At 63.9% G+C, this 25,340-nt stretch carries 22 protein-coding genes; 6 read left to right on the top strand and 16 right to left on the bottom strand.

All coding sequences use genetic code 11. The features are described 5' to 3' along the window. Nucleotides 1–8 precede the first annotated feature (8 nt). The 12 genes from tssH to GOQ09_RS00990 all read right to left on the bottom strand — a co-directional run bounded on the left by tssH (nucleotide 9) and on the right by GOQ09_RS00990 (nucleotide 14,273). On the bottom strand, nucleotides 9–2,750 hold the full coding sequence (tssH, locus tag GOQ09_RS01045) for a type VI secretion system ATPase TssH (protein WP_157611320.1): 2,742 nt from the start codon (nucleotides 2,748–2,750) through the stop codon (nucleotides 9–11). After that, nucleotides 2,747–3,898 carry a type VI secretion system baseplate subunit TssG gene (tssG, locus tag GOQ09_RS01040; RefSeq protein WP_157611318.1) on the bottom strand — a complete coding sequence of 384 codons (1,152 nt, stop codon included), beginning with the start codon at nucleotides 3,896–3,898 and terminating at the stop codon, nucleotides 2,747–2,749. The genes tssH and tssG overlap by 4 nt, the downstream gene beginning before the upstream one ends. After that, a complete protein-coding gene (gene tssF / locus GOQ09_RS01035; RefSeq protein ID WP_157611316.1) occupies nucleotides 3,895–5,766 on the bottom strand; it encodes a type VI secretion system baseplate subunit TssF in 1,872 nt (623 codons plus the stop codon). Before tssF ends, tssG begins: the two co-directional genes overlap by 4 nt. Then, the gene (tssE, locus tag GOQ09_RS01030) at nucleotides 5,766–6,296 is read right to left on the bottom strand and encodes a type VI secretion system baseplate subunit TssE (protein WP_157616536.1); all 531 of its coding nucleotides are present in this window, start codon (nucleotides 6,294–6,296) and stop codon (nucleotides 5,766–5,768) included. Before tssE ends, tssF begins: the two co-directional genes overlap by 1 nt. A gap of 29 nt (nucleotides 6,297–6,325) precedes the next feature. Next, nucleotides 6,326–7,201 carry a type VI secretion system accessory protein TagJ gene (locus GOQ09_RS01025; protein WP_157611314.1) on the bottom strand — a complete coding sequence of 292 codons (876 nt, stop codon included), beginning with the start codon at nucleotides 7,199–7,201 and terminating at the stop codon, nucleotides 6,326–6,328. A 121-nt stretch (nucleotides 7,202–7,322) separates the two neighbouring features. Continuing rightward, a complete protein-coding gene (locus GOQ09_RS01020; RefSeq protein WP_126746719.1) occupies nucleotides 7,323–7,805 on the bottom strand; it encodes an Hcp family type VI secretion system effector in 483 nt (160 codons plus the stop codon). 47 nt (nucleotides 7,806–7,852) lie between these two features. Further along, nucleotides 7,853–9,361, bottom strand: a complete 1,509-nt coding sequence (gene tssC, locus GOQ09_RS01015) for a type VI secretion system contractile sheath large subunit (protein WP_157611312.1) — start codon at nucleotides 9,359–9,361, stop codon at nucleotides 7,853–7,855. Between the two features lie 27 nt (nucleotides 9,362–9,388). Beyond that, nucleotides 9,389–9,958 carry a type VI secretion system contractile sheath small subunit gene (gene tssB, locus GOQ09_RS01010; RefSeq protein WP_126746717.1) on the bottom strand — a complete coding sequence of 190 codons (570 nt, stop codon included), beginning with the start codon at nucleotides 9,956–9,958 and terminating at the stop codon, nucleotides 9,389–9,391. A gap of 106 nt (nucleotides 9,959–10,064) precedes the next feature. Beyond that, nucleotides 10,065–11,147 (bottom strand): type VI secretion system protein TssA, encoded by a 1,083-nt coding sequence (gene tssA, locus GOQ09_RS01005; RefSeq protein ID WP_157611310.1) that lies wholly within the window; start codon nucleotides 11,145–11,147, stop codon nucleotides 10,065–10,067. 134 nt (nucleotides 11,148–11,281) lie between these two features. Then, complete coding sequence (locus GOQ09_RS01000) at nucleotides 11,282–12,469, bottom strand: fumarylacetoacetate hydrolase family protein (protein WP_157611308.1); 1,188 nt, start codon at nucleotides 12,467–12,469, stop codon at nucleotides 11,282–11,284. 165 nt (nucleotides 12,470–12,634) lie between these two features. Then, nucleotides 12,635–13,720 (bottom strand): alpha/beta fold hydrolase, encoded by a 1,086-nt coding sequence (locus tag GOQ09_RS00995; protein ID WP_157611306.1) that lies wholly within the window; start codon nucleotides 13,718–13,720, stop codon nucleotides 12,635–12,637. Nucleotides 13,721–13,811: 91 nt separating this feature from the next. Further along, a complete protein-coding gene (locus GOQ09_RS00990; RefSeq protein WP_157611304.1) occupies nucleotides 13,812–14,273 on the bottom strand; it encodes a carboxymuconolactone decarboxylase family protein in 462 nt (153 codons plus the stop codon). Between the two features lie 217 nt (nucleotides 14,274–14,490). On the opposite strand from GOQ09_RS00990, the gene oxlT reads away from it, so the two are divergent. The 3 genes from oxlT to GOQ09_RS00975 all read left to right on the top strand — a co-directional run bounded on the left by oxlT (nucleotide 14,491) and on the right by GOQ09_RS00975 (nucleotide 17,340). After that, a complete protein-coding gene (oxlT, locus tag GOQ09_RS00985; protein ID WP_157611303.1) occupies nucleotides 14,491–15,843 on the top strand; it encodes an oxalate/formate MFS antiporter in 1,353 nt (450 codons plus the stop codon). A 78-nt stretch (nucleotides 15,844–15,921) separates the two neighbouring features. Further along, nucleotides 15,922–16,323: a hypothetical protein gene (locus GOQ09_RS00980; protein ID WP_242630954.1), complete on the top strand. Its 402-nt coding sequence runs from the start codon at nucleotides 15,922–15,924 to the stop codon at nucleotides 16,321–16,323. Nucleotides 16,324–16,440: 117 nt separating this feature from the next. Further along, nucleotides 16,441–17,340 carry a DMT family transporter gene (locus tag GOQ09_RS00975; RefSeq protein ID WP_157611301.1) on the top strand — a complete coding sequence of 300 codons (900 nt, stop codon included), beginning with the start codon at nucleotides 16,441–16,443 and terminating at the stop codon, nucleotides 17,338–17,340. A gap of 96 nt (nucleotides 17,341–17,436) precedes the next feature. Here GOQ09_RS00975 and GOQ09_RS00970 read toward each other — a convergent pair whose 3' ends face one another. Then, nucleotides 17,437–18,339 carry a pirin family protein gene (locus tag GOQ09_RS00970; RefSeq protein ID WP_157611299.1) on the bottom strand — a complete coding sequence of 301 codons (903 nt, stop codon included), beginning with the start codon at nucleotides 18,337–18,339 and terminating at the stop codon, nucleotides 17,437–17,439. Nucleotides 18,340–18,454: 115 nt separating this feature from the next. Further along, a complete protein-coding gene (locus GOQ09_RS00965; RefSeq protein ID WP_157611297.1) occupies nucleotides 18,455–19,111 on the bottom strand; it encodes a hydrolase in 657 nt (218 codons plus the stop codon). Nucleotides 19,112–19,579: 468 nt separating this feature from the next. Between GOQ09_RS00965 and GOQ09_RS00960 the strand changes: the two genes are divergently transcribed. Continuing rightward, nucleotides 19,580–21,346, top strand: coding sequence for an amidohydrolase (locus tag GOQ09_RS00960; protein ID WP_242630953.1), 1,767 nt, complete (start codon nucleotides 19,580–19,582; stop codon nucleotides 21,344–21,346). Nucleotides 21,347–21,383: 37 nt separating this feature from the next. After that, nucleotides 21,384–22,355 (top strand): zinc-dependent alcohol dehydrogenase family protein, encoded by a 972-nt coding sequence (locus GOQ09_RS00955; RefSeq protein WP_157611293.1) that lies wholly within the window; start codon nucleotides 21,384–21,386, stop codon nucleotides 22,353–22,355. Nucleotides 22,356–22,430: 75 nt separating this feature from the next. Here the strand turns inward: GOQ09_RS00955 and GOQ09_RS00950 are convergent, their stop codons facing one another. Then, nucleotides 22,431–23,333, bottom strand: a complete 903-nt coding sequence (locus tag GOQ09_RS00950; protein ID WP_157611291.1) for a LysR family transcriptional regulator — start codon at nucleotides 23,331–23,333, stop codon at nucleotides 22,431–22,433. A gap of 118 nt (nucleotides 23,334–23,451) precedes the next feature. Here GOQ09_RS00950 and GOQ09_RS00945 point away from each other — a divergent pair, with 118 nt between their 5' ends. Then, on the top strand, nucleotides 23,452–24,327 hold the full coding sequence (locus GOQ09_RS00945; protein WP_207309904.1) for an AraC family transcriptional regulator: 876 nt from the start codon (nucleotides 23,452–23,454) through the stop codon (nucleotides 24,325–24,327). Nucleotides 24,328–24,368: 41 nt separating this feature from the next. On the opposite strand, the gene GOQ09_RS00940 is transcribed toward GOQ09_RS00945, so the two are convergent. Then, nucleotides 24,369–25,322, bottom strand: coding sequence for a quinone oxidoreductase family protein (locus tag GOQ09_RS00940; RefSeq protein WP_242630952.1), 954 nt, complete (start codon nucleotides 25,320–25,322; stop codon nucleotides 24,369–24,371). Nucleotides 25,323–25,340 lie beyond the last annotated feature (18 nt).

Raw genomic sequence — 25,340 nt, 5'->3', positions numbered from 1 at the left:
TTCTTCGTTCAGCGTTCAGAAAATTCGTAGTGAAAGTCGTCGTTCGCCGCGCTCAGCCGCACCTTTGCGAGCTTGCGCGCGCTGACCGTGGCACCAATGACTTCTTCGCTCAGCCGCGGAAGAATGGTGTGCGTGAGGATCGCGTCGATCATTCGCCCCCCCGACTCGATCGCAGTGCAGCGGCGCGCCACCAGTTCGACGGCGCTGTCGTCGTAATGCAGCGCAATGCCGTGGTTCGCGTCAAGGCGAGCGGCAATGCGGTCGAGCTGAAGGCGGATGATGCGATGCAGCGCATCGGCGTGCAGCGGGTAATACGGCACCACAACCAGCCGCCCGAGCAGCGCCGGTGCAAACACCTTGAGCAAGGGTTCCCGCAGCGCGGCCGCCAGCGGCTCGGGGTCGGGGCGCAGGGTCGGGTCTTCGCACAGCTGCATGACCAAGTCGGTGCCGACGTTGGAGGTCATGATGATCACGGTGTTGCGAAAGTCGATGTGCCGGCCCTCGCCGTCTTCCATCCAGCCTTTGTCGAACACCTGGAAGAAGATCTCGTGCACGTCGGTGTGCGCCTTCTCGATCTCGTCGAGCAGCACCACGCTGTAAGGCCGGCGGCGCACGGCTTCGGTCAGCACGCCGCCTTCGCCATAACCCACGTAGCCTGGCGGCGCGCCCTTGAGCGTGGAGACGGTGTGCGACTCCTGGAACTCGCTCATGTTGATGGTGACAAGGTTCTGCTCGCCGCCGTAGAGTGCCTCCGACAGCGCCAACGCGGTCTCGGTCTTGCCAACGCCAGAGGGGCCGCAAAGCAGGAACACGCCGACCGGCTTGTTCGGGTTGTCGAGCCGCGCACGCGCGGTGCGGATGCGGCGCGAAATGGTTTCGAGGGCATCGGGCTGCGCCACCACGCGGGCCGAAAGAATCTCGCCCAGGCGCAGCACCGATTGCGCGTCGTCGCGCACCATGCGGCCGATGGGGATGCCGGTCCAGTCGGCCACCACTGTGGCAATGGCCTGCGCATCGACTGCAGCCAGGATGAGCGGCGATTCGCCCTGCAGCTGGGCGAGCTTGTCTTGCGCCTGGTTGAGTTCGGCGCGAATCTCTTCGGGTGCTCGCTCGGGCTCGGACAGCGCGGCTTCGACCTGCGCCGATGCCTCGGCGTCTTCGCCCTCCACGTCCTCCGACACAAGCTCGGCCTGCACGGGAACGGCGGCGGGCGACAACTGCTTGCGCAGCGCGACGATGCGCTCGACCAGCGTCGCTTCTTCCACGCGCCGCTTTTCCAGCAAGTCGAGTTCCGCCTGCGCGGCGGCCACTTCGGCCGCGATATCGTCGACGCGCTTCGCCTCGCCGACACCAATGGCGGCTTCGCGCTGCGCAATGCCCCGCTCGATGCCCAGTACCTCGATGCGGCGTTGCAGGTCTTCGATGGCGGCGGGCAGCGCATGCTGGCTCAACGCCACGCGCGCGCACGCGGTGTCGAGCAGGCTCACCGCCTTGTCAGGCAGTTGGCGTGCGGGAATGTAGCGGTGCGACAGGCTCACGGCCGCTTCGAGCGCGGCATCGAGAATGAGCACGCCGTGGTGCTTTTCGAGTTCGGCCGAAATGCCGCGCAGCATGACCACGGCCTTGGGCTCGGTAGGCTCATGCACCTGAATGGTCTGGAAACGCCGCGTGAGGGCTGGGTCTTTTTCGATGTACTTCTTGTATTCCGACCAGGTGGTAGCGCCGATGGTGCGTAGCCGACCGCGCGCGAGCGCCGGCTTCAGCAGGTTGGCCGCGTCGCCGGTGCCGGCGGTGCCGCCCGCACCGACCAGCGTGTGCACTTCGTCGACGAACAGCACGATAGGCTTGGGGCTCTTCTCGACCTCATCGATCACCTGGCGCAGGCGTTGTTCGAACTCGCCCTTCACACCCGCGCCGGCCTGCAGCAGCGTGGGGTCGAGTACCCACAGCGACACGTCCTTGAGCGAAGGCGGCACATCGCCCGCCGCAAGCCGCGAAGCGAGTCCTTCAACGACGGCTGTCTTGCCCACGCCGGCCTCGCCGGTGAGCAGCGGGTTGTTCTGGCGCCGGCGCATGAGGATGTCGATGATCTGGCGGATCTCGTCGTCGCGGCCATAGACCGGATCGAGCTCGCCCGCGCGGGCCTTCACCGTCAGGTCGCTTGCATACTTGGCCAGCGCGGAGCCGCCGGCCGCCGCACCGTCGCCCTGGTGAGCCGCCGCGTGGGCCGCGTGACCGCCACCCTGCCCTTGCGGTGCGGCGTCGAAATCGTCTTCGGGCGAACCTTCGGTCCATGCGGGGAGCTGGGCAATGAGCACGTCGGGCACGATCTTGTCGAACTCGCGCGAAATGCCCGACAGCACCTGCCGCAGCCCCGGCGTCTTCACGATGCCCGCGAGCAGGTAGGCACCGCGGATCGAAGTGGCCTCGAAGCGAAGGCTGGCATACACCCAGGCACGCTCCACCGCGTTGTCGACATGCTCGGAGATGTCGCTGATCGACGTGGCGCCGTGCGGCAGGCGGTCGAGCGCGCGCACCAGGTCTTGCTCGACCGCGTCGATATTGAGGCCCGCGCGCTTGACAATGCGCAGCAGATCGCTGTCTTGCAGCTGCAGTATCTGGTGCAGCCAATGCACCAGCTCTACATAGGCATTGCCGCGCAGCTTGGCAAACGCAGTAGCGGTCTCCAATGCCTTGTAGAGCATCGGGTTCAGTTTGGAAAAAAGAGAGACGCGGCGAATATCGGTCATAAGGCCATGGAAGAAACTTCAGCCGCCACGGAAGCTGCCGATGCGGAACGGGAAAACAATGCTTCGGGCTGGAACACCATGTCGCCTGCATCGGTGTCCGAGAGGCGTGTGCCAAGCCAGCTGCCCCAGCCGAGCCGCTGCCCGCCGCTCAGTTGCATGCCGCGGGCCTCCTCTTTCTTGAGCACGAGCCGCAGCTCCCAGGCAAACTCGATGCCGACGTACTGGCGCACCCAATCGACCACCTGCTGCAGCCGTTTGCTGCCCGGCAAGAATTCGCTGAACTCTTCTTGCGAGAGCGGGCCCAGCTCAAGGCGGAATTTGCTTTGTGCATCGCGCACCGCCAGGCCGATGGTCGCGCCGCCGCCCAGCTGGTGGTTGCGCCCGAAGAGACCGAGCCGGCTCACTTGCCGCTCGTCGATCGTCACCCAGCCGCTCACGAATTCGTCGACGCGCACGGGCACGTCGAAGTACAGCTTCAGGATCTGGATCAGGCCTTCCGGATTGCGCGTCTGGCGCACCAGGTGTCCCGCCATGAAGGTGCGCGCATGGTCGGCAATGCGGTCGCGCTCCTTCAGGCCCGGCTGCCCCATGTTCATGAGGCTGGCCACGTAGTCGACGAAGCGATGGCCGTCGGGGCGGTCGAGGCTGTTGACCGATTGGGCATCGGCCCACGCGCGGTAGAACAGCAGGATCAGCCGGTGATGGAACAGGTCGGCAAACGCGCTGAGCGTGTTGTCGCTGTGATGGCGCTTGCGCTCGCGCGCGTACTCGGTCAGGTGCAGCGGCAGCGGACCGTTGGGGCCGAACAGACCGAAGCCGTAGATCGAGATGCGCGGCGGGCCGTCGCCGTCTACATCCACGCCGGAGACGTTCGACGGCGCGAACGCCATCGAGGGCTCCTGCCCCAGGCGCAGCGGCTCGTCGAGCGGGCGCGGCGCGCGGCCCAGCAAAGGGTGGCCGCCTTGCGCATCGAGCCGGCGCAGCAGCATGAAGAGATCATGCTCGAAAGGCTGGTCGACAAGGCGCGCCCACAAGACCGGATCGGCCTCTGGCGCGCCGCGCCGCGCGGGCTGCTGGGCGCCCGCGGCCGGCGAATCGGGCACCGATGACGGCGCCGTCGAAGCTTCGGTGGCGTGCAGGGCGCTCATACGGCGGGGCGGCGTCCGATGCGCGGCGTCCACCGCGCGATTTCTCCGCGCTGCAGGCTGGAGAGCGCGAACTCGGTGAACGCGTTGAGCGACACGTGCCGGCTGAAGAACTGCTCCAGCACGGCGCCGAAAAGATATGGGCTCGAACCCGAGAAGGCGACCTCGTCGATCTTCAGCGCCACCTCCACGCCGCGGCCGAAGACGATAGGGCCCGGCTCGGGCAACCGGCGGAACACGGGCGCGAGCGCCATCGAGCGCACGCCTTGGATCTGCCGGCGCACCGCCGGGTCGGCCAGGTTGCCGTACAGATCGAGCATTTCGCGCAGCGCCGCAGCGCCTTGGTCGGCATTGACGTCGGTCAGGCTCAGGTAGTTGAGGCCCAGGTGGCTGATGAGGCGCCAGGTAAGCGCGCCCTCTGCCAACGCCGGGTAGGGCCGCGACGGGCCGCGCAGTATGCGCACCGCACGCACGGGCGCCGAGACGCGCAGGGTGAAATCGGACTCGAGCCCCGTGGGCAACAGCAGCGGCAGGTCGCGGTTGGTGCACAGCGCATCGATGGTGATGTGCCGCAGGCTGTGCGGAAACGGTGCATCATGCTGGTCGACCAGCGACACATACACCTCGCTGCCGGTGTAGCTGGTGCGGGTGCCTTGCGCGCGGGCGCGGTCGGACACCAGGCGCGGCTCGCGGCGCAGCGAAAAGTAAGAACCGAAGTCGCCGTCGTCGGCCGCGAAAGAGCCGAGAAACGGCCTGAACTCCCGCTCCTCGGAGCCGTTGCTCATGTGGCCCGTGACGCGCTCCACCGTAAATATCTCGAAGTCGCGCGGCCGCGTGCGGTCGATCACCGCATGGTGCTCATGCTGCCCCGGCCCCACCGGAATGCGGTCGCTGCGGCGCGGCACCAGGTTGATGATGGGCGTGCAGAAGAGCGAGAAGTGCCGCGCATCGACGACCCGCTCCAGGTCGCTGTCGGCACGGTCGAGCAGGATGACGATTTCCATCGTGCTGCCGCTCATGGCGGCGGCCGCGGCGCGCAGGTTCTTCACGCTGAAGAACAAATAGCGATCAGGAAACGCGAAGTACTCGTGCAGCAGCCGGTAGCCCTGGAACGAGCGTGCGTCGTACGGCAGCAGCGACTGGTCGGGGTCGAAGCCTTCGTGGCGAATGGCCTCGTCGCCCAGCGGCACGATGCGCGCGGTGCTGCCCGGGCCGCTGCGGCACACGGCGCCCACGCTGTGGTGCACCGCCAGTTCGAGCACGCGCAAAGCGTGCAGCTCGGCGCCCGAAAGAAAAAACTCGAGCCGGTCGAGCGGCATTTCGGCAAACCGGGCGCCGCCCACCGCTTCGAGCTTGATGGTGATGGCGCTCTTGGCCTGGCGCGCAACCACCGGCATGGCGTGCGCAATTTCCGCCGGCACGGGACCGATGCTCGCCTCGGCAATCTTGATGGGCCACAGCGTCACGGCATGGCCGGTGCGAAATTCGCAGGCCGTCTGCTCGCCCTTGATCATGCGGCCGCGCAGGATGGTGTGGCGGGGCAGCTCGTAGCCGGCCTTCAGCGAGCCTTCGTTCAGGTTGCCGTCGATCTGCACCACGCCCATGGCGGGCAGCGGTGCAAGAAAGTTCGGGTACACCACTTCGAGCAGCCGCTGCGAGAAGCGCGGAAACTCCGCATCCATCTTGAGCTGGATGCGCGCCGTGAGAAAGCTGAAGCCTTCGAGCAGCCGCTCCACATACGGGTCGCTCACCTCGATGCCGCGCATGCCCAGACGGCCGGCGATCTTGGGGTAGCGCTGCGCGAACTCGGCACCGAGCTCGTGCATGTAGGTGAGTTCGCGGTTGTAGTAGTCGAGCAGCCGCGCGTCCATCAGAGCCCTCCCGTCGGGCGAAGGACCATGTGGCCGCTTTCGAGGTCGAGCTCGGAGCGCAGGATGAATTCGATGGGGTAAGGCACCGACCACAGCGTGCCTCGGATCTCGAGCGCGAGCAGGTTGTGATGCTCCAGGTCGGTGGAGTCGGTCACGCAGCGCACGTCGATGCTGTCTTTCATGATGCGCGGCTCGAAGTCGATGATGGCCGCGCGAATGGCGGCCTCGACGTCGGCAAAGTCGACTTCCGACATGCGCCCGCCGGCCCAGCCGCGCACGCCGTAGTTCACGACCGAGCGGCGCGCGCGCGGCATGGCGTTGATGTTGTGGTCAGCGCCGAAATTGGTGGTGTTGAGCAACCACTGCAAGTCGCGCAGCACCGAGTCGCGCAGCAGCTTGCCGCTCATGAGGAACGCACCCGCGCGCTCCTGGCGGGCCTGCGGCTGCTTGTCGGTCAGGCGGTCGAGCAGCACCGGCTGCAAACGGTCGCGTGCAACGCTTTCTTGCTGGTGGTCGCCCTCGGCCTCCATGGGCAAGCGGCTGGCTGGCAAGAGTGAACTCACTGGGCAGCACTCTGCGCAGCTGCAAACTCGACGAGGCGAATGTCGAGCAGCGAATGGTCGCCGGCTTCGCTGATCAGCGTGCGCTGGCCCACGCCGGCGTACTGCTCTTCACCGGCCAGCGGCAGCCAGTCGGTGCGGCGGCCCAGCGCCGCTTCGTCTTCCAGCGCATCGAGCGCGCCGGGGTAGCGCACAGGCACCAGGCCGTTGAGCCCGCGGCCGTCGTGCAGCACGATTTCGGCCGGCGCCCACAGCAGGTCGACCAGATGCTGCGGACGCGAAAACTTGAGGCGCCGCACGACCGGCAACGGCAGCCATGCGTAGCCTGAAGGCGTGAGCAGTTCGAGCACGGCGCCAATACGCACGTCGCCGTCGCAAAGCCATGCGAACTCGATGCTTTGCACCGGCTCGCCGTCAATAGCCTGCGCGGCGCGCGAGTCGGACCGGTCGACACAGCTCAAGGTGCCCTGCAAGGCGGGCGCCGCCTGGCGCGCGGCTTCGCGCAGGTCGGCCGCTTGCGTGGCCTGCTCGGGCGGCAGCGCGGCGGCGGCAATCAACCCCGCGACCCAGTCGTCGTTACCGTCACCGCCGGCAATGACGGCTGGCGCACGGCCGCCGTTCCAGAATTCGGTTCGGTGGCGCTCGGCTGCCAGGGCCATCGCACAGGTGGCGCTGGCAGGAGCGAAAGAAGGATCGAGCTTCGCGGCGAGCTTGAGCTGGTCTTCAGCCCGCTGCCATTCGCCGCGCAACGCAAGAAAGTGGCCGAGGGCAAGCCGCAGGCTGGCGTTCTGGGGCTGCGCGCGGATCTGCCGCTGTACCCATTCGGTGTGCTCGGCCACGGAGCGCTCGCCCAGCACTGCAAACCCATCGCCCATGAAACTTCCTCATTGACTCGCATGCGGCCATGGGCCGCCGGTGAATATCTGCGGGTGACCGGAGCCCCGCGGCACGCCGCCATGCGGCGCGCGCGGAGTCGGTCAGGCAAAAAAACGGAAATCAGGCTTCCCGGTTTTCCTTGATGTTCCAGGCCAGAACGGTTTCGGCGCCCTTGCCGCCCTTGTCCGTCTGTTCCCAGTACTGCTGCTTCACCTTGGCGGCCTGGAAGGCGAACTGCACCAGCACCGCATCGCTGCCCTGCTCGGCCGTGTACTGCACCGAGGTCACCAGCACTTCTTCGAGCGTGACGCGGGTGTATTCGATCTGCGAGCCGCCGGCCTTGCACACCGACACTTCGACCTTGCTCAGGTGCTTGCCGCTTGCGCAGTTCTTCATGACGGACGGGGCCGCCTTGTCGATGCGTGCAAGAACCTGCAGGTCGTTGAAGCTTGCCTTGCCCACACCGCCACCACCGCCGCTGACCATGTTTCCAGGCTGCGTCGCTCCCCATGCAAACGACTTGATATCCGTCCAGTCCTTATGGTTCGAGTCCTTGGATTCGCCGTTTGCGCCCTCGACGCGCATGAACATGTCTACTGCCATGATTAACCCCCAAAGTTATATATGCCCGATTGCGGGACACCGTTGAACTAGCTGCTGTCCTTCTTGTTGGATGGCAGCTTCGAAACCAGCCGCAACGACACCGTCAGCCCTTCGAGCTGATAGTGCGGCCGGAGAAAAAACTTGGCGGCGTAGTAGCCCGGGTTGTCCTCGATGGCTTCCACCTGGACTTCGGCCGCCGCCAGTGGCTTCATTGCCTTCGTGTCCTGCGACGACGTGCCTGGGCTGCCGTCCACGTAGTTCATGATCCAGTCGTTGAGCCAGCGCTCCATGTCCTCGCGCTCGCGGAACGAACCGATCTTGTCGCGCACGATGCACTTCAGGTAGTGCGCAAAGCGGCAGCATGCAAACAGGTACGGCAGGCGCGCCGCCAGGTTGGCATTGGCCGTGGCGTCTGCGTCGTAGTACTCGGCGGGCTGCTGCAGCGACTGCGCGCCGATGAAGGCCGCAAAGTCGGAGTTCTTGCGGTGCACGAGCGGCATGAAGCCGTTCTTGGCCAGCTCGGCCTCGCGCCGGTCGCTGATGGCGATTTCGGTCGGGCACTTCATGTCCACGCCGCCGTCGTCCGTCGGGAAGGTGTGAGTGGGCAGGTTCTCGACCGCGCCGCCCGATTCCACGCCGCGGATCGACGTGCACCAGCCGAACTGCTTGAACGACCGGTTGATGTTCACGCCCATTGCATAGGCCGAATTGGCCCATGTGTAGCGGTTGTGCAGGGCCGAGTCGGTTTCTTCTTCAAACTCGAACTCGTCGACCGGGTTGGTGCGCGCACCGTACGGCAGGCGCGCAAGAAAGCGCGGCATGGCCAGGCCGATGTAGCGCGCGTCTTCCGATTCGCGCAGCGACCGCCATGCGGTGTGCTCGGTGTTCTGGAAGATCTTGGTCAGGTCGCGCGGGTTGGAGAGCTCTTGCCACGAATCCATCTGCATCACCGTCGGCGATGCGCCGGCAATGAAGGGGCAGTGCGCGGCCGCGGCAATCTTGGCCATTTCGCCGAGCATCTCCACGTCGGGCGGGCTGTGGTCGAAGTGAAAGTCGCCGATGAGCGCGCCGAACGGCTCGCCGCCGAACTGGCCGTACTCCGCCTCGTAGATCTTCTTGAACAGCGGGCTCTGGTCCCAGCCGATGCCCTTGTGGCGTTTGAGCGAGCGCGCCACTTCGCGCTTGGATGCGCACATCACGCGAATCTTGAGCTGCTCGTCGGTCTCGGTGTTGTTGACCAGGTAGTGCAGGCCGCGCCATGCGCCTTCGAGCTGCTGGAAGTCTTCGTGATGAAGGATCTGGTTGATCTGCTCGGAGAGCTTGCGGTCGATCTCGGTGATGATCGCCTGCACGGTGCGGTAGGCGTCGTTCGAGATGGTGACGGTGCTTTCGAGCGCCTGTACCGCCAGCGTCTTGACGGCGCTTTGCACCGCGTCGCGGGCTTGGTCGGTCTTGGGCTTGAACTCTCGCTGCAGCAGGTCGGAGAACTCGTTGGGCTCGAGTGCTTCGATGGTGGCGGCTTGTGCGCGCGCTGTCTGTTTGGGTGCGGTGCTCATGATGGACGTCCTGTCGGCTTGCTCTGCTTATTCGGAAGAGGTGCCGGGCCCGCCCGACTTCTCGTTTGCCGCTTCCACCGCCTTGGCTACGGCCGGATTGGGCGCGGACGCGAGCGACTTGAGCAGTTCCGGGTTCTGCAGCGCCTGGGCAATGAGCTGCTCGGCGCCGTTCTTGCCGTCCATGTAGGACAGCAGGTTGGAAAGCTCGGTACGTGCTTCGAGCAGGTGCTGCAGCGCGCCCACCTGGCGTGCAATGCGCGCGGGCGAGAAGTCGTCCATGCTGTCGAAGGTGATGTCGACATTCATCTGCCCTTCGCCCGTGAGCGTGTTGGGCACCTGGAACGCCACGCGCGGCTTGATGGCCTTCATGCGGTCATCGAAGTTGTCGATGTCCACGGCCATGAAATCGCGCTCCGCCAGGTCGGGCATCGGGTCGACCTGCTTGCCCGCTAGATCGGCAATGACGCCCATCACGAAGGGGAGCTGGATCTTGCGTTCGCTGCCGTAGATCTCGACGTCGTACTCGATCTGCACGCGCGGTGCGCGGTTGCGCGCAATGAACTTCTGACCACTGTTTCTGACACGGTTGTCTGCCATAAGCTTCCTCTTGAATCTCTATGCGTGTGGGTCGGAGTTGCCTCTGACTAATCTGACCTTGCGTTCCCGCGCTGCTTGCCGCCCTGCCACTTATTGGCCGGCACTTCTATTCGGCGCCGGTACTCAGCGGGCGTCCCGCCAGGCTCTCTATCTTCTGCAAGCCCTCGGGCACGAGTTCTTCGATGATCTGGAAGAAGTTGAGGTCCAGCAGTCTTTGCGCTCTTCGGATGAGCATGGGTGCCGGATGGCTGGGTTCGGTGCGCTCCATGTATTGGCACGCTTTTTCCAGCAACAGCTGCACATCATCACGATTCGATATTTCAATATCTTTAATGCCCGCTACGCGCTGGCCAGCCGCACCATTGGCAGCACTGGCAGAGCCTTGCACCGGCGAGGCCGATTGCGCCGCATCACTGCCTTGCGCAACTTCCGATGCATCGGCCAGTGCCTGCTGGGCCTGCTCAGGCAGCAGCTGCACCACGGTGCGAAGAGAACGTTCGAGCCTGGAAAAATCGGGCGCCCAGCTTTGGCCCAGGGCCCGCTCCGAGGTCTCACGAATTCGCTGCAAGAGCTCCAGGGCCGCATGCAATGCCAGCACCGGCGGCGCCGCCTTTTCTTGCGCGCGCCGTGCCACTTCGCGCAGCCGGCCGATGCCGCCCGGGTAATCGATCTGGTCGGCCTTGCTCGAATCGAGCAGTGCCTCGACCTGCCGCAGGCTCATCGACACGCCGGCGTCTTCGAGCAGGCGCGCATCGCGCACGCTGCGCCCCAGTCCCTCGGCTTCGGCCAGTGCGGCCAGCGCATTCATGCGCGGCAGCGGGTCTTCGAAACCTTCATCGACCACGCGCGGATGCACGTCGTCCCAAAATTTTTGCAACACGCCATCGACCACGCGCAGGCCGTCGACATAGCCGGGCAGCCCCCGGCTCTCGGTCCACGCCAGCGTGAGCGGAACCAGCACGCGCAGGTCGAGCGTGCGCTGGCACAGTTGCTTTGCAATGCGTTCAACGCGAGCCCAGTCGGGCGGTTCGGCCGGAATGATGGTCGAGCCGAACTGCTGCTCCCGCTTTCCGGTCGTTGCCTGCTGCAACGCCATGAAGTCGGGGTCGTATTCGAGGTCTTCGCCGCACGGGAGCGGGCCTTCAACAGGCGACTGCAGTAGTTCGATCTCGCTTGGCGGCAACGCCATCTCCCTTTTATTAACAACCATCAACAATGGTTATCTTGAGGGGAACGCGAAGCGCGGTCAACAGCAACACATTGCTACGTGCTGCCTATGAATTACAAAGGAGTACAACTCCTTTTAAAGCGTAGAAAGAACGTTTACAGCAATCCGCGCCCACCAAGATTGCGCATCAACGCGCTTAACCCGAAAGTCCACCGTGGCGCCTGGTCCGAATGAACCACGCGATTCACGAGGGCGCCGAGTTCCGGCGCGGCGATGCGAACGCGATCGCCGACGACATGGGTGAATCCTTGCCCAGGACCATGACGGTCTTGTGTCGGCGCGAACATCGTGCCGAGAAACAACATGAGGCCGTCGGGGTAGTCGTGATGCACGCCAATGGCTTGCGACACCAGGTCGAGCGGATCGCGGCTGATCTTCGAGAGCGAGCTCGAGCCTTCGAGCTTGAAGCCTTCGGGGCCGACGACTTCGAGCGCGACCGTGATGCGGCGCACATCGTCGATGCCGAAGTGCGCATCGAACAAGCGAATGAACGGACCGATGGCGCAGGAAGCGTTGTTGTCCTTCGCCTTGCCGAGCAGCAACGCGCTGCGGCCTTCGAAGTCACGCAGGTTGACGTCGTTGCCGAGCGCAGCGCCCAATGTTTGGCCGCGGCTGTTGACCGCAAGCACGACTTCGGGCTCTGGGTTGTTCCACACCGATGCGGCATGAATGCCGATGTCGGCTCCGGTGCCCACCGAAGAGAGCACCGGAGCCTTGGTGAAGATCTCCGCGTCGGGGCCGATGCCCACTTCGAGGTACTGCGACCATGCGCCCTGCGCCAGCAGCACCTCTTTCACCTTTGCGGCCTCGGCCGAGCCCGGCACGATGCCCGCGAGGTTGTCGCCAAGCACGCCGCCCAGCGCGGCGCGCGTGGCCTCGGCACGCGATGCGTCGCCGCGCGCCTGCTCTTCGATCACGCGCTCGAGCAGGCTTTCGACGAAGGTCACGCCGCTGGCCTTGATGGCCTGCAGGTCGCAAGGCGCAAGCAGCCAGGCCTTGGATTTGTCGTGCGCCGTTGCGTCGCTGTTGGCAATGGTCTCGTCGAGCGAGGCGATGCGCGGCGCCTGGCCGCCCTGCAGCGCGCGCCGCACGGCATCGGACGGCGACTCTTTGGCTTCGAGCAGGTCGCTCATGGTGGGTGCGAGTTGGGAAAGGTCGTGCAGCCCGCCCTCATGGACGGCCACCAGCACCGGCCCGACGCCGGGTTGCCATAGGCGGCCGACAAGCGTGGCACGCGCGGCGTCTTGCGGAAGGCTCGAGGAGGTGTCGAGGTTCAGTGGCATGGAATTGTCTCGCTTGGGTTTGTGGGTAGATGGGTGATCGTAGCGCCATGCTTTTGATGCAATGCGGCGCGTCCGGCTCACATCGACGCATGAAGAGCCTGGCAGCAAGCTCTACGTGCGATTGAAGCTGCTGTCCCGCTCGAAGATTCCGTTTACGACGCAGGCCTACAACCCTCGTCTTGGCGCCTTTTGCAGCAGCTCCGCAAGCTGCGCCTTCCACCATGTTGCCTGGCCCGTGGTTCCGTGCCCGGTGGTCCGGTCGCTGGCCGGGATCAGGTAGTAGCGGCCATTTTTCACGCGCTTCATTTCACGTTCCATGATGCCGGTCTCAGGCGGATTGCGCTCGTCATCGGCTGCGTTGATGGCGAGCACGGCAGCCTGAATGCGCTCCAGCCCGGGCGATGGGTTGTAGTCGGCGGAGGCTTCCCATTGGTAGAGGATGTCGTTTGCATCTGCAGCAAAGGGGGCTCCCAGGCGCGTCTCCAGCAGCTTGTCGGCCTGGGCGCGCGTCGGCGCGGCCTTGTACATCGCCAGGTTGCCGCCATTGGTGGCCGTGGCGAAGAACACGGAGGCAAACTGGGCGCTGCGAGGCTGGGCGGTGTAGTTGCCGTTGTTCCATTCCGGATCCCTGCGGATGGACTCGGTCAGCAGCCGCCGCATCATCCAGTTGCGGCTGGACATCTCGGTGGGCTGGCACGCCATCGGCACCAGCGCGTCCATGGCGTTCGGGTACTTCACGCCCCACATCCACGCGTGCATGCCCCCCATCGAATTGCCAACGATCGCCCGCAGGTGCTTGACCCCAAGATGCTCGGTGACGAGCCGGTACTGCGCATCCACCATGTCGTCGTAGTTGTAGCGGGGAAAGTTGGCGCGCAGGCCATCGGAGGGGCGGGCCGACTTTCCCGTTCCCAGACCGTCGGGAATGATGATGTAGTAGCGGGTGGCATCCAGCGGCTGGCCCACGCCGAAAAGCTCGCTGGCAAATGCGGGCGTCAGCATGCTTGCCGCCGAGCCGGCGGTTCCATGCAGGACCAGCACCGGCTCGCCGCTGGGCGCGCCGATGGTGACGTAGTTAAGACGCAGCTCCGGCATGACCTGGCCGGTGTGAAAGCGAAAGTCCTTCGCGATCCAGCTGCCCTCCTTGGGCGCCGGGTAGTCGGCGGCGCGGCTCGTCAAGGCGAGCATTGCCAGACAGGAGTACAAGGCGGCCCGCAAGCCGAAACGGTTGAAGTGCGGATTGGCGGGCATGCTTTGTCTCCTGTGGTTTGAGCGCAATTTACGCGAAAGCCACATCCGCCGCGCCATGGAGGCGCCGGTCCTTGCTGCCCGCCGCCCGGATTCAGCCGACCGCGTACGGCGTTTCGGGCACCTGCATGTGGAAGCTGGCATTGAGCATGTTCCACGAGCGAATGGCGCCCACCGCGAACGTGAGGTCCGCGATCTGCGCATCACTGAAGTGCCGCCTCACGGCGTCGAAGTCCGCGTCGCTGGGCGTGCGCTGCGGCACCGCGTTCACGGCCTCCGCCCAGTTGAGCGCGGCGCGCTCGGCCTCGCTGAAGAAGCGCACCGCCTCGCGCCAACCGGCCACGGCGTTGACATGGCGCGGATCCATGCCCTGCTTGAGCAGGTCGGCCCAGTGCATGTCGATGCAGAAAGCGCAGCCGTTGATCTGGCTGATGCGCAAGTTCACCAATTCACGCAGGCGCTTGTCCAGCGTACTGCCGGCGGCGTGGGAAAACTGGGCGCCGGCGCGTGCGGCGGCGGGTGCGAGGGCGTGGTAGTCGAGTCGGGCTGAGGACATTTCGAGCTCCTTGTAGCTTGAGGGTTGAGGGAAACACCTCTTAGACGCGCATGCACATCGATTTGTGACAGGCAGCGGCAATCTTGACGCAGGTCAAGAGCTTTTCTTGCGATCGCCCGGACATTGCCCCTTCGGATCGATTGCATGCGAGTGCGGCGATTCGATGGCTTTCCACAACTACAGACTCCACAAAAGAGACAAAGGAAAGGTTCTTTTCATGATCCCTCAGCCCAGGGATGGCACGCCTTCGCGCGCAGCCATCGCCACCACCCCCCACGTGGCCGCCACGGCCACAACTATCCCCGCCACCGCCACTACGAGCAGTTCATTGCGCTGGGTGCAGCTCGCGCTGGGCATCGTCTGCATGGCGATGATCGCCAACGTGCAGTACGGTTGGACCCTGTTCGTTGCTCCGATGGACGCCAAGCATCACTGGGGCTTGGGCGCAATCCAGATTGCCTTCTCGATCTTCGTCGTCGTGGAGACCTGGCTGGTGCCCGTCGAAGGCTGGCTCGTCGATCGCTTCGGGCCACGCCCGGTGGTCGCCGCCGGCGCTGTGCTCGCCGCGATGGGCTGGATTCTCAACGCCTATGCCGACGGGCTGACCATGCTCTATACAGCCGCCGTGATCTCCGGCGTTGGTGCGGGTTGCGTCTACGGCACCTGCGTGGGCAACGCGTTGAAGTGGTTCCCTGACAAGCGCGGCCTGGCCGCGGGCCTGACGGCGGCCGGGTTCGGTGCCGGCGCGGCGCTCACTGTGATCCCGATCGCGAACATGATCCAGAGCACGGGCTACGAACACACGTTCGTGTACTTCGGCATCCTCCAGGGAGGCTGCATCTTCGTGCTCGCGATGTTCATGGTGAAGCCTTTCGCGCCCAAGGGGGTGGCCGCGCAAACCCGCCTGGTCATGACCAAGGTCGACTACACGCCTGCTCAGATGATGAAGAAGCCGGTCTTCTGGCTCACGTACCTGCTGTTCGTGCTGGTGGCCGCCGGCGGACTCATGGCGACGGCGGAGATCGGCCCGATCGCGAAGGACTTTCACATCGACAAGTTGCCGATGCATTTCCTCGGCATGTCGATGCCGCTGCTGACCATGACGCTTGCCATCGACAACCTGGCGAACGGCTTCACCCGGCCGCTGTGCGGCTTTGTCTCGGACAGGATCGGCCGAGAGAACACCATGCTGCTGGTCTTCGTCGGCGAAGGGCTTGCGCTGCTCGGCCTGAAGATGTACGGCCATGAACCCGCAGCCTTCATGACCTTTGCGGCGCTCGTCTTCCTGTTCTGGGGCGAGATCTACTCGATCTTTCCGGCGCTGGTGGCCGACACCTTCGGCGGCAAGAATGCCGCCAGCAACGCCGGCACCATGTACACGGCCAAGGGCACCGCATCGCTGTTCGTGCCGCTCGGCTCGGTACTCGCCGCGGGCGGCAACTGGGACCGCGTGTTCCTGGTGGCCGCCGTCGTGTCGATCGGCGCTGGCATTGCCGCCAAGCTGGTCCTTGCACCGATGCGCCGGAGGACGATCGAGACGGGGAACGAGAACTTGGGACGAAGGCGCTGAGAACCAAGCGCGGCGGCGTAGGTACCTCTGGTGAGTTCTGATTCTCGCCGGGCAATGCGCGCTTGTTCGTCGGATACCATGCTGCCGACGCTCTTCTTCCTCACAGCAAAACGACTCGATGCCATGCGCGCCGCCATCTATTACTCGCTGATGCTCCTGCTCGGATTTGCCTGGTACAGGTTCGGGCAGAACTTGCTTCGCAAGGGGCGGTGGGATGAGAACGGCCAACGCACCGAGGGAGTTGTAGGGCCGGTGGGTTTGCTCGTGACTTCTGTCCTGGCCTGCTACTTGTTGTTTGAGTTTTTGCGTGCGCTGATTCGGGGTGAGGTGCCATGCGTCGGCAAGGCCTGCAGATTGCAGGTCTACACCTTGGCGGCAGATACCGGTGATTACTGGGCCAACATGTTTTTTCTTGCCTGGATGGTGCTTGGCCTGGGCTATGCGATGTATGTGACGCTCAAGATCTGGTTCCGGGAGTAGCGCTGCCTGATTGCTGTGCATCTATGCGATGAGAACGGCCACAAGCGGACCTTCTCAGCAACCATGCCAGGCGGTCAAGAACAAGTGCCCCCTGCTACTGCCGCGAAATAACCGACCATGTCCTCGACCGGAACTTTGCGCGGGATCACCGCGATGCTGTTGGCCTGCGCCTTCTTTGCCTGCATGGACGCGCTGCTCAAGAACCTGGCCGGACACTACCCGCCCGTGCAAGTGATGGCGCTGCGCGGACTCACGGCTCTGCCCTTGGTGTGCGTATACATCGCATGGCGACGCGAGGCAGCGGGCGTTTTCAGCCGTCGGCTGCGTTGGCGCCTGCACCTGCTGCGCACCGCGCTGAACATGACGATGCTTGTGCTCTTCGTCTATGGCCTGAAGTCCCTCGGCCTGGCAGAGGCCTACACACTCACGTTCATCGCTCCGCTGCTGATGGTGCTCATCGCCGTGCCAATGCTGGGCGAGTCGGTCCAGCCGCGACACTGGATCGCCATCGGCCTGGGCTTCCTCGGTGTCGTGATCGCGCTGCGGCCCGAGCAGGGAGCCGCCTTCCTCTCGGTGGGCGCTCTGGCGATCCTGGTGGCCGCAGTCTGCTACGCGCTGTCGAACGTGCTGGGCCGGCTCATCAGCCGCACTGAATCGAGCGCTGCCCTGGTCTTCTGGACCACAGCCGGCATGGCTGTGGGCGGTTGCCTGCTATCGGCTCCGCAATGGGTGCCGATCCAGGCTCAGCACACGTGGGTGCTGGCGGGTTTGGCCATCAGCGGCTTTCTGGGACAGATGGCCATAGCCGAAGCCTTCCGCCACGGCCAGGCCGCTGCCATCGCTCCCTTCGAATACAGCGCGCTCGCCTGGGCACTCATGCTGGACTGGGCATTCTGGCAAGCCACGCCCGATGCATGGACGCTGGGTGGTGGCGCGTTGATCATTGCGAGCGGACTGTGGCTGGCGCGCATCGAGGCGCCAGCGTTCCAGCTGGACGAGTCTGCGAACGCATCGTGAACCAAGACGATAGTCGGCTTGGCGGTAGCGCCGCCTTCGATGGCAACGATGCAAAGATGCTGGCTGCAAGAACGCGCGAGATGAACCTGAACATGCTCAGTCCTTGAAGACTGGGACCGTGCCGCTGGCGTTTCGCCGGTCGCCGGCGGCAATCAGGAGCCGCCGCAGTCGTTCGATGTTGGCCTCGCCCTTCGCCAGTGAATTTGCAGAGGTGTGTACGGAATAGCTCCCGAGATGCAAGTCATGGGGATGTGGTGTTGCGGAGCCGATCACGAAGATTGCGTCGCCACTTGAGCTGGCCTTCAGGTCGATGCGCTGGCGTGCCTGCTCAAAAATGACCATCTCGCCGGCATCGGCTGGCGTGTCCCCGATCAAATGACCGCTCGAGACCGCCAGCCAGGCGATCGGCTCTGTCGGAGGTGGCATAAACGTCCACTCGCTGCCAGCGGCCAGCCTGACCAGGAGGTAAGTCACACCCTCGGGGGCACGAGCCGGGCTGCGGACGCCTTCATAGCTGCCGAGAATCACGTGCGCGGGTCCAACAGTCGGTACGTGCTCGGCTTCAACGTACTGGCTGTCTACAGCCTCGTGCTCAAGGTCGGGGCGCAACGCAATCCAGAGCTGAAACCCCTTTGCTTTCGGTGTCGTCCCGCCTGACAGCTCTTTACCGTGCCACACGCCGTTGCCCGCGCGCATCCACTCGAAGCCGCCGAAACCGATGTGACCTGTTCCGTCTGCTGGATCGTCGAATCGCAGGTCGCCGTCGGTGATGACGGTGATCGTTGCAAGCCCCGAGTGCGGATGGATGGAAAAGCCTGCCCGCGGGTCGTGGAGGTCGACGTCAAACAGGTCGAGAAACACATAGGGCTTGAGGAGGTGACCAAGGTCCGATGGGCTCATCAATCGGGTGACCGGACCGTGCATATGGCCCCGCGTCCTGAAGGTGACGCGGCGAAAGTTGGCGCTGGCGGAAATCGGCAGGTCGTTGGGTGAGTTCATGGTTTTCTTCTTTCAGGCTGTCGCTGCCATTGCGGCGCAAGGCAAAGCCCGAGCATCTCGGAATCTTGTCGGCATGCGCGGGGGGACTTGGTCGCAGACAAGCCCGCCTTGCTCTTCACATGCCCGGCGTGGCCGCCTTTCCCGCAGACGCGAGGAGCTGCACCTCCCAGGCATATGCGATGCCACTGGCGCCGCCGTGCTCGGCCATCACGCCTGCCAACTCGACCGCGGTTTGTTCTCGCGCCCAATCGCGCTGCCACTCGCTGACGACGGCCATCCAGGTGATGGGGACCGCGCCGGCCTGGACCAGTCGGCGGACGGCGATATCGTGCGATTCGGCTGAGACTCCGCCCGATGCGTCGGTCACGACAAAGACTTCATAACCTTCGCCTAACGCCTGAATCGCCGGCTGCGCCAGGCAGACCTCCGTCCACAGCGCTGCCAAGACGAGCTGCTTCCGCCCGCTCTTCTTCACGATGTCCGTGACATGCGGATCCTGCCAGGTGTTGATCCATGTGCGGTTGATCGGCTTCTGGTCGGGGTATACATCCTGCAGCTGCTTGATGATGTAGCCACCGCGTTCTTCAATCACCGTTGTGAGAATGGTCGGCACATTGAAGACCTTTGCTCCCTTGGCCAGGCCGACGACGTTGTTGACGATCGTTGTTGCGTCGTGGCTGTTCAAGTTGGTGAATTGATACGGCTGATGGTCGATGAGAACGACGATGCTGTCTTCAGGGCGAAGCAATGCGTTGAGACCCGCTTTGGACATGGGAAAACTCCTTGAAGTACTTGACGCCTTCGCATCGTTGAGGAATTGAAGAGCTCGGAGAGAGGATGCTGCCAAGGCCGACGTCGGCCGTCACTGTCGGAACTTGCGGCTGACAGTTCGAAATCGCTCACTCGGCGGCCGGCCAGCCGAATCCGGTCCGAGCACAGGCAGGCAGTGCCCCGGGATCGAAGGTGTGCTTCAGCCAGGCCCGTTTGCGGCGGCGACGACCCGGCGTCTGGCGAAAGCCGCAGCGGAGATCGAAGCGCTGTCCATGAGCGAATCGTGCTGCCGCCGTCAAGAACGATCAGTGACTGTGCGGAAGCAAGACGGCAGCATCCTCCTCCTCGACGCACACCGCGGCGAAGTTCAACCCGATCGCATTGGCGCGTCGCGGTGTTCTTTCAAATTCATCGATGAGGAATGGCAGTGAAGTTGATACTCGTGATCGGACTGATAGTGGCGAATGGCTTGACCAACGCCCATGCACAAGCCAGACAGGATGCCCCGGGCGCGGACCTGATCGTGCACAACGCCAAGATCTTCACCGGCAACCCCGCGCAACCCGCGGCGTCCGCCCTGGCCGTCAAAAGCGGTCGCATCTATTCGGTCGGTACGGATGCCGAGGTGCTGGCTTTGAAGAACTCAAACACCCGGCTCATCGATTCCAGCGGCCGGCGGCTCATCCCGGGCATCATCGACGCCCACACCCATGTGCTCAACGAGGGGGGATACAACTACACCCTGCGATGGGAAGGGGTTCCAACGCTGCGCCGGGCCCTGGCGATGCTCAGCGAGCAAGCCAGACGAACGCCGGAAGGCCACTGGGTCAAGGTGATTGGCGGCTGGTCTCCCTACCAGTTCGAGGAGAAGCGCTTTCCCACCATGGACGAACTCCGCAAAGCCGTCCCCAATCGCCCGCTCATCGTGCAGTACGCCTACAACCGCGCCTTCCTGAACCAGCAGGCGATGGATGCCCTCGGCGCGGGCACCGACAAGTTCCCCCAGTTGCCGGGCACCGAGCTGGAGAAGGACGCGCAGGGCAGGTACACCGGTGTGGTCCATGGCTACACGTTCACGTTCATCGCCATGGAGGCCATGGTCCCCCAGCTCTCCTTCGACGAGGAGGTGAGCTCCCTGGTGCAGACGATTCACAGTCTCAACCGCGTCGGCGTCACTTCCATCGTCGATGCGGGTACGGGATTCCGCGGCTATCCCAAGGCCGTGCCCACCGTGAATGCTCTTGCCCGCGACAATCGCCTCAACATCCGCATGCCCTTCGTGGACATCCAGTTTGAGGAAGGCGCCGACTTCAACGTGGTGGACGCGCAGATCACGGCAATCACGAAGACTGCGCCGATCGGTCCCGGGCACAACCTGCACCCGCACCTTGCCCACGGCCACACCTACCAGGGAGCTGGCGAGTTGCTGTCGGTGGAGGTGCACGACCACGAGAACTTCGACCGTCCGGCGGTCGTCATCGAGCCGCACAAGATGCGGGAACTGGTGGAGCGGGACATTGCCAAGCTGGTCCAACGGCGCATTCCTTTTCGCGAGCACATCACCTACGACGAGAACATCACGCCCTTCCTCGATGCGCTCGAGAAGCTCAACGAGAAGATGCCGCTCGATGGTCTGCGGTGGAGCATCGAACACGCCGAGACCATCAGTCCCGCAAACATCGCCAGGGTCAAGGCGCTGGGCGGCGGCATCGCGCTGGACACCAAGATGGCGCTGCACGGCGAGGCCTTCATCAAGACCCACGGCCGTGACAAGGCAATGCTGACCCCGCGCCTGCGCCAGCTCGCCGACAGCGGCATCCCCGTGGCAATGACCACGGACGCCTTCCGCGCGGCTTCGTTCAATCCATGGGTCGGCATCAGTTGGATGGTGACGGGGAAGTCGGTCTCCGGGGCCGAAGTACTGGCCAAGGACAACCGTCTGTCGCGCGCCGAAGCGCTGAGGCTGTTCACGCGCAATGCGTCGTGGTTCCTGAACGCCGAATCTGAGATGGGCATGATCGCCCCCGGCCACCTCGCCGACTTCGCGCTGCTGGACAGGGACTACTTTGCGGTTGCGGAATCCCAGATCAAGTCCATTTCCTCGGTCTTGACGGTCATGGATGGCCGGGTGGTTTACGGCGCTCAGGGCTACCAGCCGCTTTCCCCGGCATTGCCCGAGATCCTGCCCGCCTGGTCACCCATCAAGCATTTTGGCGGCTATCACCAGGCCCAGTGAAATCACCCCGATCGAGCAATCCCGAAAGGCTACAGAGATGAAAGCGATCGTTCTGAAGAAGTTTGGCGGGCCTGACAGCTTCGAGCTGCAGGAAGTGGCAGTCCCCGAAGCCGGTGCAGGCGAATTGTTGGTGCGTGTGCTCGCCACAGCCATCAACCCGCTCGACTATCAAATCCGCCGGGGCGACTATCCGGCATATGTCCCCCTTCCCGCCGTCATCGGCCATGACGTCTCCGGCGTCGTGGAAAAGGTGGGACCCGGCGTCGCCGACTTCGCGGTGGGGGACGAGGTGTTCTACACGCCGCAGATCTTCGGTCCGAAAGGAGGCTCCTACGCTCAGTACAACGTCGTGGCTGAGGCACTGGTGACTCGAAAGCCTGCCAACTTGACGCACGAAGAAGCGGCCTCCACGACCCTCGTTGGAGGGACGGCATGGGAGGCCCTTGTCACGCGAGCCAGATTGCATCCGGCCGAGTCTGTGTTGATCCATGGCGGAGCCGGTGGTGTTGGCTCCATCGCGATTCAACTCGCCAAGGCGATGGGCGCAACTGTGTTCACGACTTGCAAAGCCGGAGATCTGGCGTTCGTTCGCGAGCTGGGTGCAGACCACGCCATCGACTTCACCAGCCAGGACTACGTCCAGGAGATCGCCGGCCTGACGGGGAAGAAGGGCGTGAACGTGGTGTTCGACACGATCGGCGGGACGACCTTGAGCCAGTCGCCTCATGTGCTTAGCGACGGGGGCCGTGTCGTGTCGATCGTCGACCTGGCCACGCCTCAGAACCTTGTCGCGGCATGGGGCGTGAACGCCGAATACCACTTTGTCTTCACTCGCCAGAATCGGGGCAAACTGCTCGCGCTCAAGACGCTGCTGGAGAGCGGCCGCATCCGCCCGATCATCGGGGCGACCTTCTCGCTCGACCAGATTCCGCAGGCGCACACGGTCCTCGAGCGCCGTGAAGTCGACGGCAAGCCATTCCATGGGAAAGTAGCGATCTCCGTTGCTTGATTCGCGTCTCTCCATGCGATGTCGATCAGTGGCCCCTCGACACTACGGCCGCATTCAAGACGAGAGGCCGGACGCTTATCGGCCAACGAGGACGTTATCGTCGAAGTCGGGAAACAACCTAAAGTAGTCCGTCAGCATCTCTGTCAGCACCCTGATCTTTCGCGCGGGATGCTGACCTGGTGGGCGCACAACGTATACGCCTGCTGGCTTGGTTGAATGCTGCGGCATGATCACCACCAGCGCCCCGGACGCCAGATGGGGGCGCGTGAGTCCAAGAGGCAAGCAACCGATGCCTAGACCCGCCACGGCCGCGGCGACGAGCGCAATTCCGTTGTCTGCCTTGAAGCGGCCTTGGGGCCGAACAGATACGGCCTCGTTTCCATCCATCAACTGCCAGCTTTCCGTGCCCTGCATCAGTGCTTCGTGGTCAAGGAGTTCGTCTAGCGTTTGAGGTGCGCCGTGCGCGTTGATGTACGCAGGGCTTGCGACCAAGCTCCCGTTCACGGGTCCAACATGTCGAGCGACAAGGGTGGAGTTCGGAAGATGACCGACGCGAATGGCGCAGTCGTACCCTTCGGCGACCAAATCGACGAACCGGTCGCTGTAGCAGGTCTGGATATGAAGCTGCGGATGCCGATTGGCCATCTCGGCAAGTATTTTCGCGAAGTGGGTCGGACCGAAGGACAGCGGCGCCGCCACGCGTAGTCGGCCGCGAAGTTCCCCAGCGGGCAGGATCGTCTCTTGGGCAACGTCTATCTCTGCACACACCCTGGCTGCATAGTCACGAAACGTCGCACCAGCCTCCGTGAGGGAAGCGCCTCGCGTGGTACGAGCGAGCAACTGAACGCCCAGCCCCGCTTCAAGCCTGATGAGCCGTCGGCTGACGATGGACTTGGCGACACCCAGACGCGCGGCGGCCGCCGTGATGCCTCCCGCATCGGCAACTTCAACAAAGGTTCTTAGCTCTTCGATATCCACCAGCGTTCCTGGTTCTGCGACATTGATGCGCAGATTACAGGTCTACCGTACCACGAAACGGCATGGGAAGATGGCCGAGCGCGCCTCGCGGGGGGTGTCGAAAGCAGTCCCATAACGTATGTCGAACGAATTCGAACTTCCTGAGAACGTGGCCATGATGAAGCTGTCCACTCGTAGCTGGAATGGCATGAATGTCAGCCTGACTGAATACACCTGCACGGGCAAAGTCCTGTTTCATCTCGAAAAGAATCAAGACTCGGCTCGAATTGGTGCCGAGCTCGAGTACGTCGGACGGCACCGTGCTGAGCTCAGGTCGGCGCCCAACGTACCGAATTCGATTGTCTACAGGCCTCGGCCTATCTATTTCGCACCGGCGGAGATGGAGCTGTGGGGGCATTCGGGAGATGCCTGCTATCTCAAGTGCGGCGGGATCACCTTCGACGTAGACATGCTCCAAGAGCGTCTTGAAATGCCCGACTCACTGGAACCGATTGATGTTCCTCGGCTCCGCTTCTCCGATGACCGGTTATGGACGTTGATCAAGTTGCTTACAGACGCGATCAACGACTCTGATCCCACCGCTCAGCTGTATGGTGACTCGCTGACCACGGCGATTGCAGCAAGGCTCTTCGAACGACCCAAAGAGGTCAAAGGAAGCGAACACGGGCTGTCAGCGATTCAGCTCAAAGATGCCATGAGCTATCTCGAGGCGAAGATGCCGGCGAGAGTGGACCTTGCAACACTCGCGAGACTGGCTGGTTTGTCGCTCTCGCATTACAGCCGCGCCTTCAAGGCGTCTACCGGGCTCGCGCCGTATCAATGGCAGTTGCGGGCTCGTGTCGAGCGAGCCAAGGAACTGCTGGTGAATACCAATAGATGCCTGCAGGATATTGCTGACGCCACCGGCTTTGCAGACGCGGTCCACTTCGGTCGGACATTCCGCAAGATGACCGGCGCCACGCCAGCTGCATGGCGGATGGACCGGCTCAACTAAGGAAAACCGAAGGCGCCCCTTAGCAGCAAGACCCTCAAGCCTCACGGCATCAGCAGCAGCTTGCCCATCGTCACGCGGCTCGCCATGTCGGCGTGAGCCCTGGCCGCATCGGCCAGCGGGTACACGCCGCCTATGTGGACCTTCAGCTTGCCTTCGGCAACCCAATCGAACAGCCGCGCAGAGCGCGCGCGCAGCAGTTCCGGTGTGCGGATGTGATCGAAGAAAACCGCATAGCCCAACTTGATGCTCTTGGGCAGGCTCATGATTTCGATGGCACCGGGTCCGCCGAGCACCGGGCCGTACCAGCAGAAGGTCCCCGAGCGCCGCAGCACGTCGAGCGACCCTTGAAAAGTGCTCGGGCCAGAGCCGTCGAACACCACGTGCACGCCTTCGCCGCCAGACAATTGCCGCGCTTGCTCGACAAACTTTCCTTCGGTATCGACGATCACGTGATCCGCGCCTGCCGCCTTGGCTACCGCCACCTTGTCTGCCGACGATACGCGGCCGATGACCTGCCCGCCGCGCAGCTTGATGATCTGGGTCAGCAGCAGCCCGAGGCCGCCGGCGGCTGCGTGAACGAAGGCGATGTCGCCCGGTTGTACAGGATGGAAATCGGTAGCGAAGTGGCTGGCCGTCAGGCCTTGCATCATCACCGAGGCGGCGGTCGTGTCGTCGATGCCATGGGGCACAGCCACGAGCGATGAAGCCGGGATGACGACCTTCTGCGCATAGCTGCCGGGCGCGTAGACCCAGGCCACACGTTGGCCGATCTCGAATCCGCTCACGCCTTCGCCCACGGCCAGCACGCGGCCCGCGCCTTCAACGCCCAGGATCTTCGGGTTGGGCATCTCGTTCCACGCGATGCCCTGGCGTACGCCAATGTCCATGAAATTGACGCCAGCAACCGCAATCTCCACCAACACCATTCCACGGCCGGGCACGGGGTCTGGCCGCGTCACATACGCCAGCACGCTGGCGTCACCAATCTGGTTCATCACCACTGCTTTCACTGA

Source organism: Variovorax paradoxus, assembly GCF_009755665.1.
Taxonomy (GTDB): Bacteria; Pseudomonadota; Gammaproteobacteria; order Burkholderiales; family Burkholderiaceae_C; genus Variovorax; species Variovorax paradoxus_G.
The sequence above is the reverse complement of the archived record's forward strand: the minus strand, read 5'-3'. Positions and strand labels throughout refer to the sequence as shown.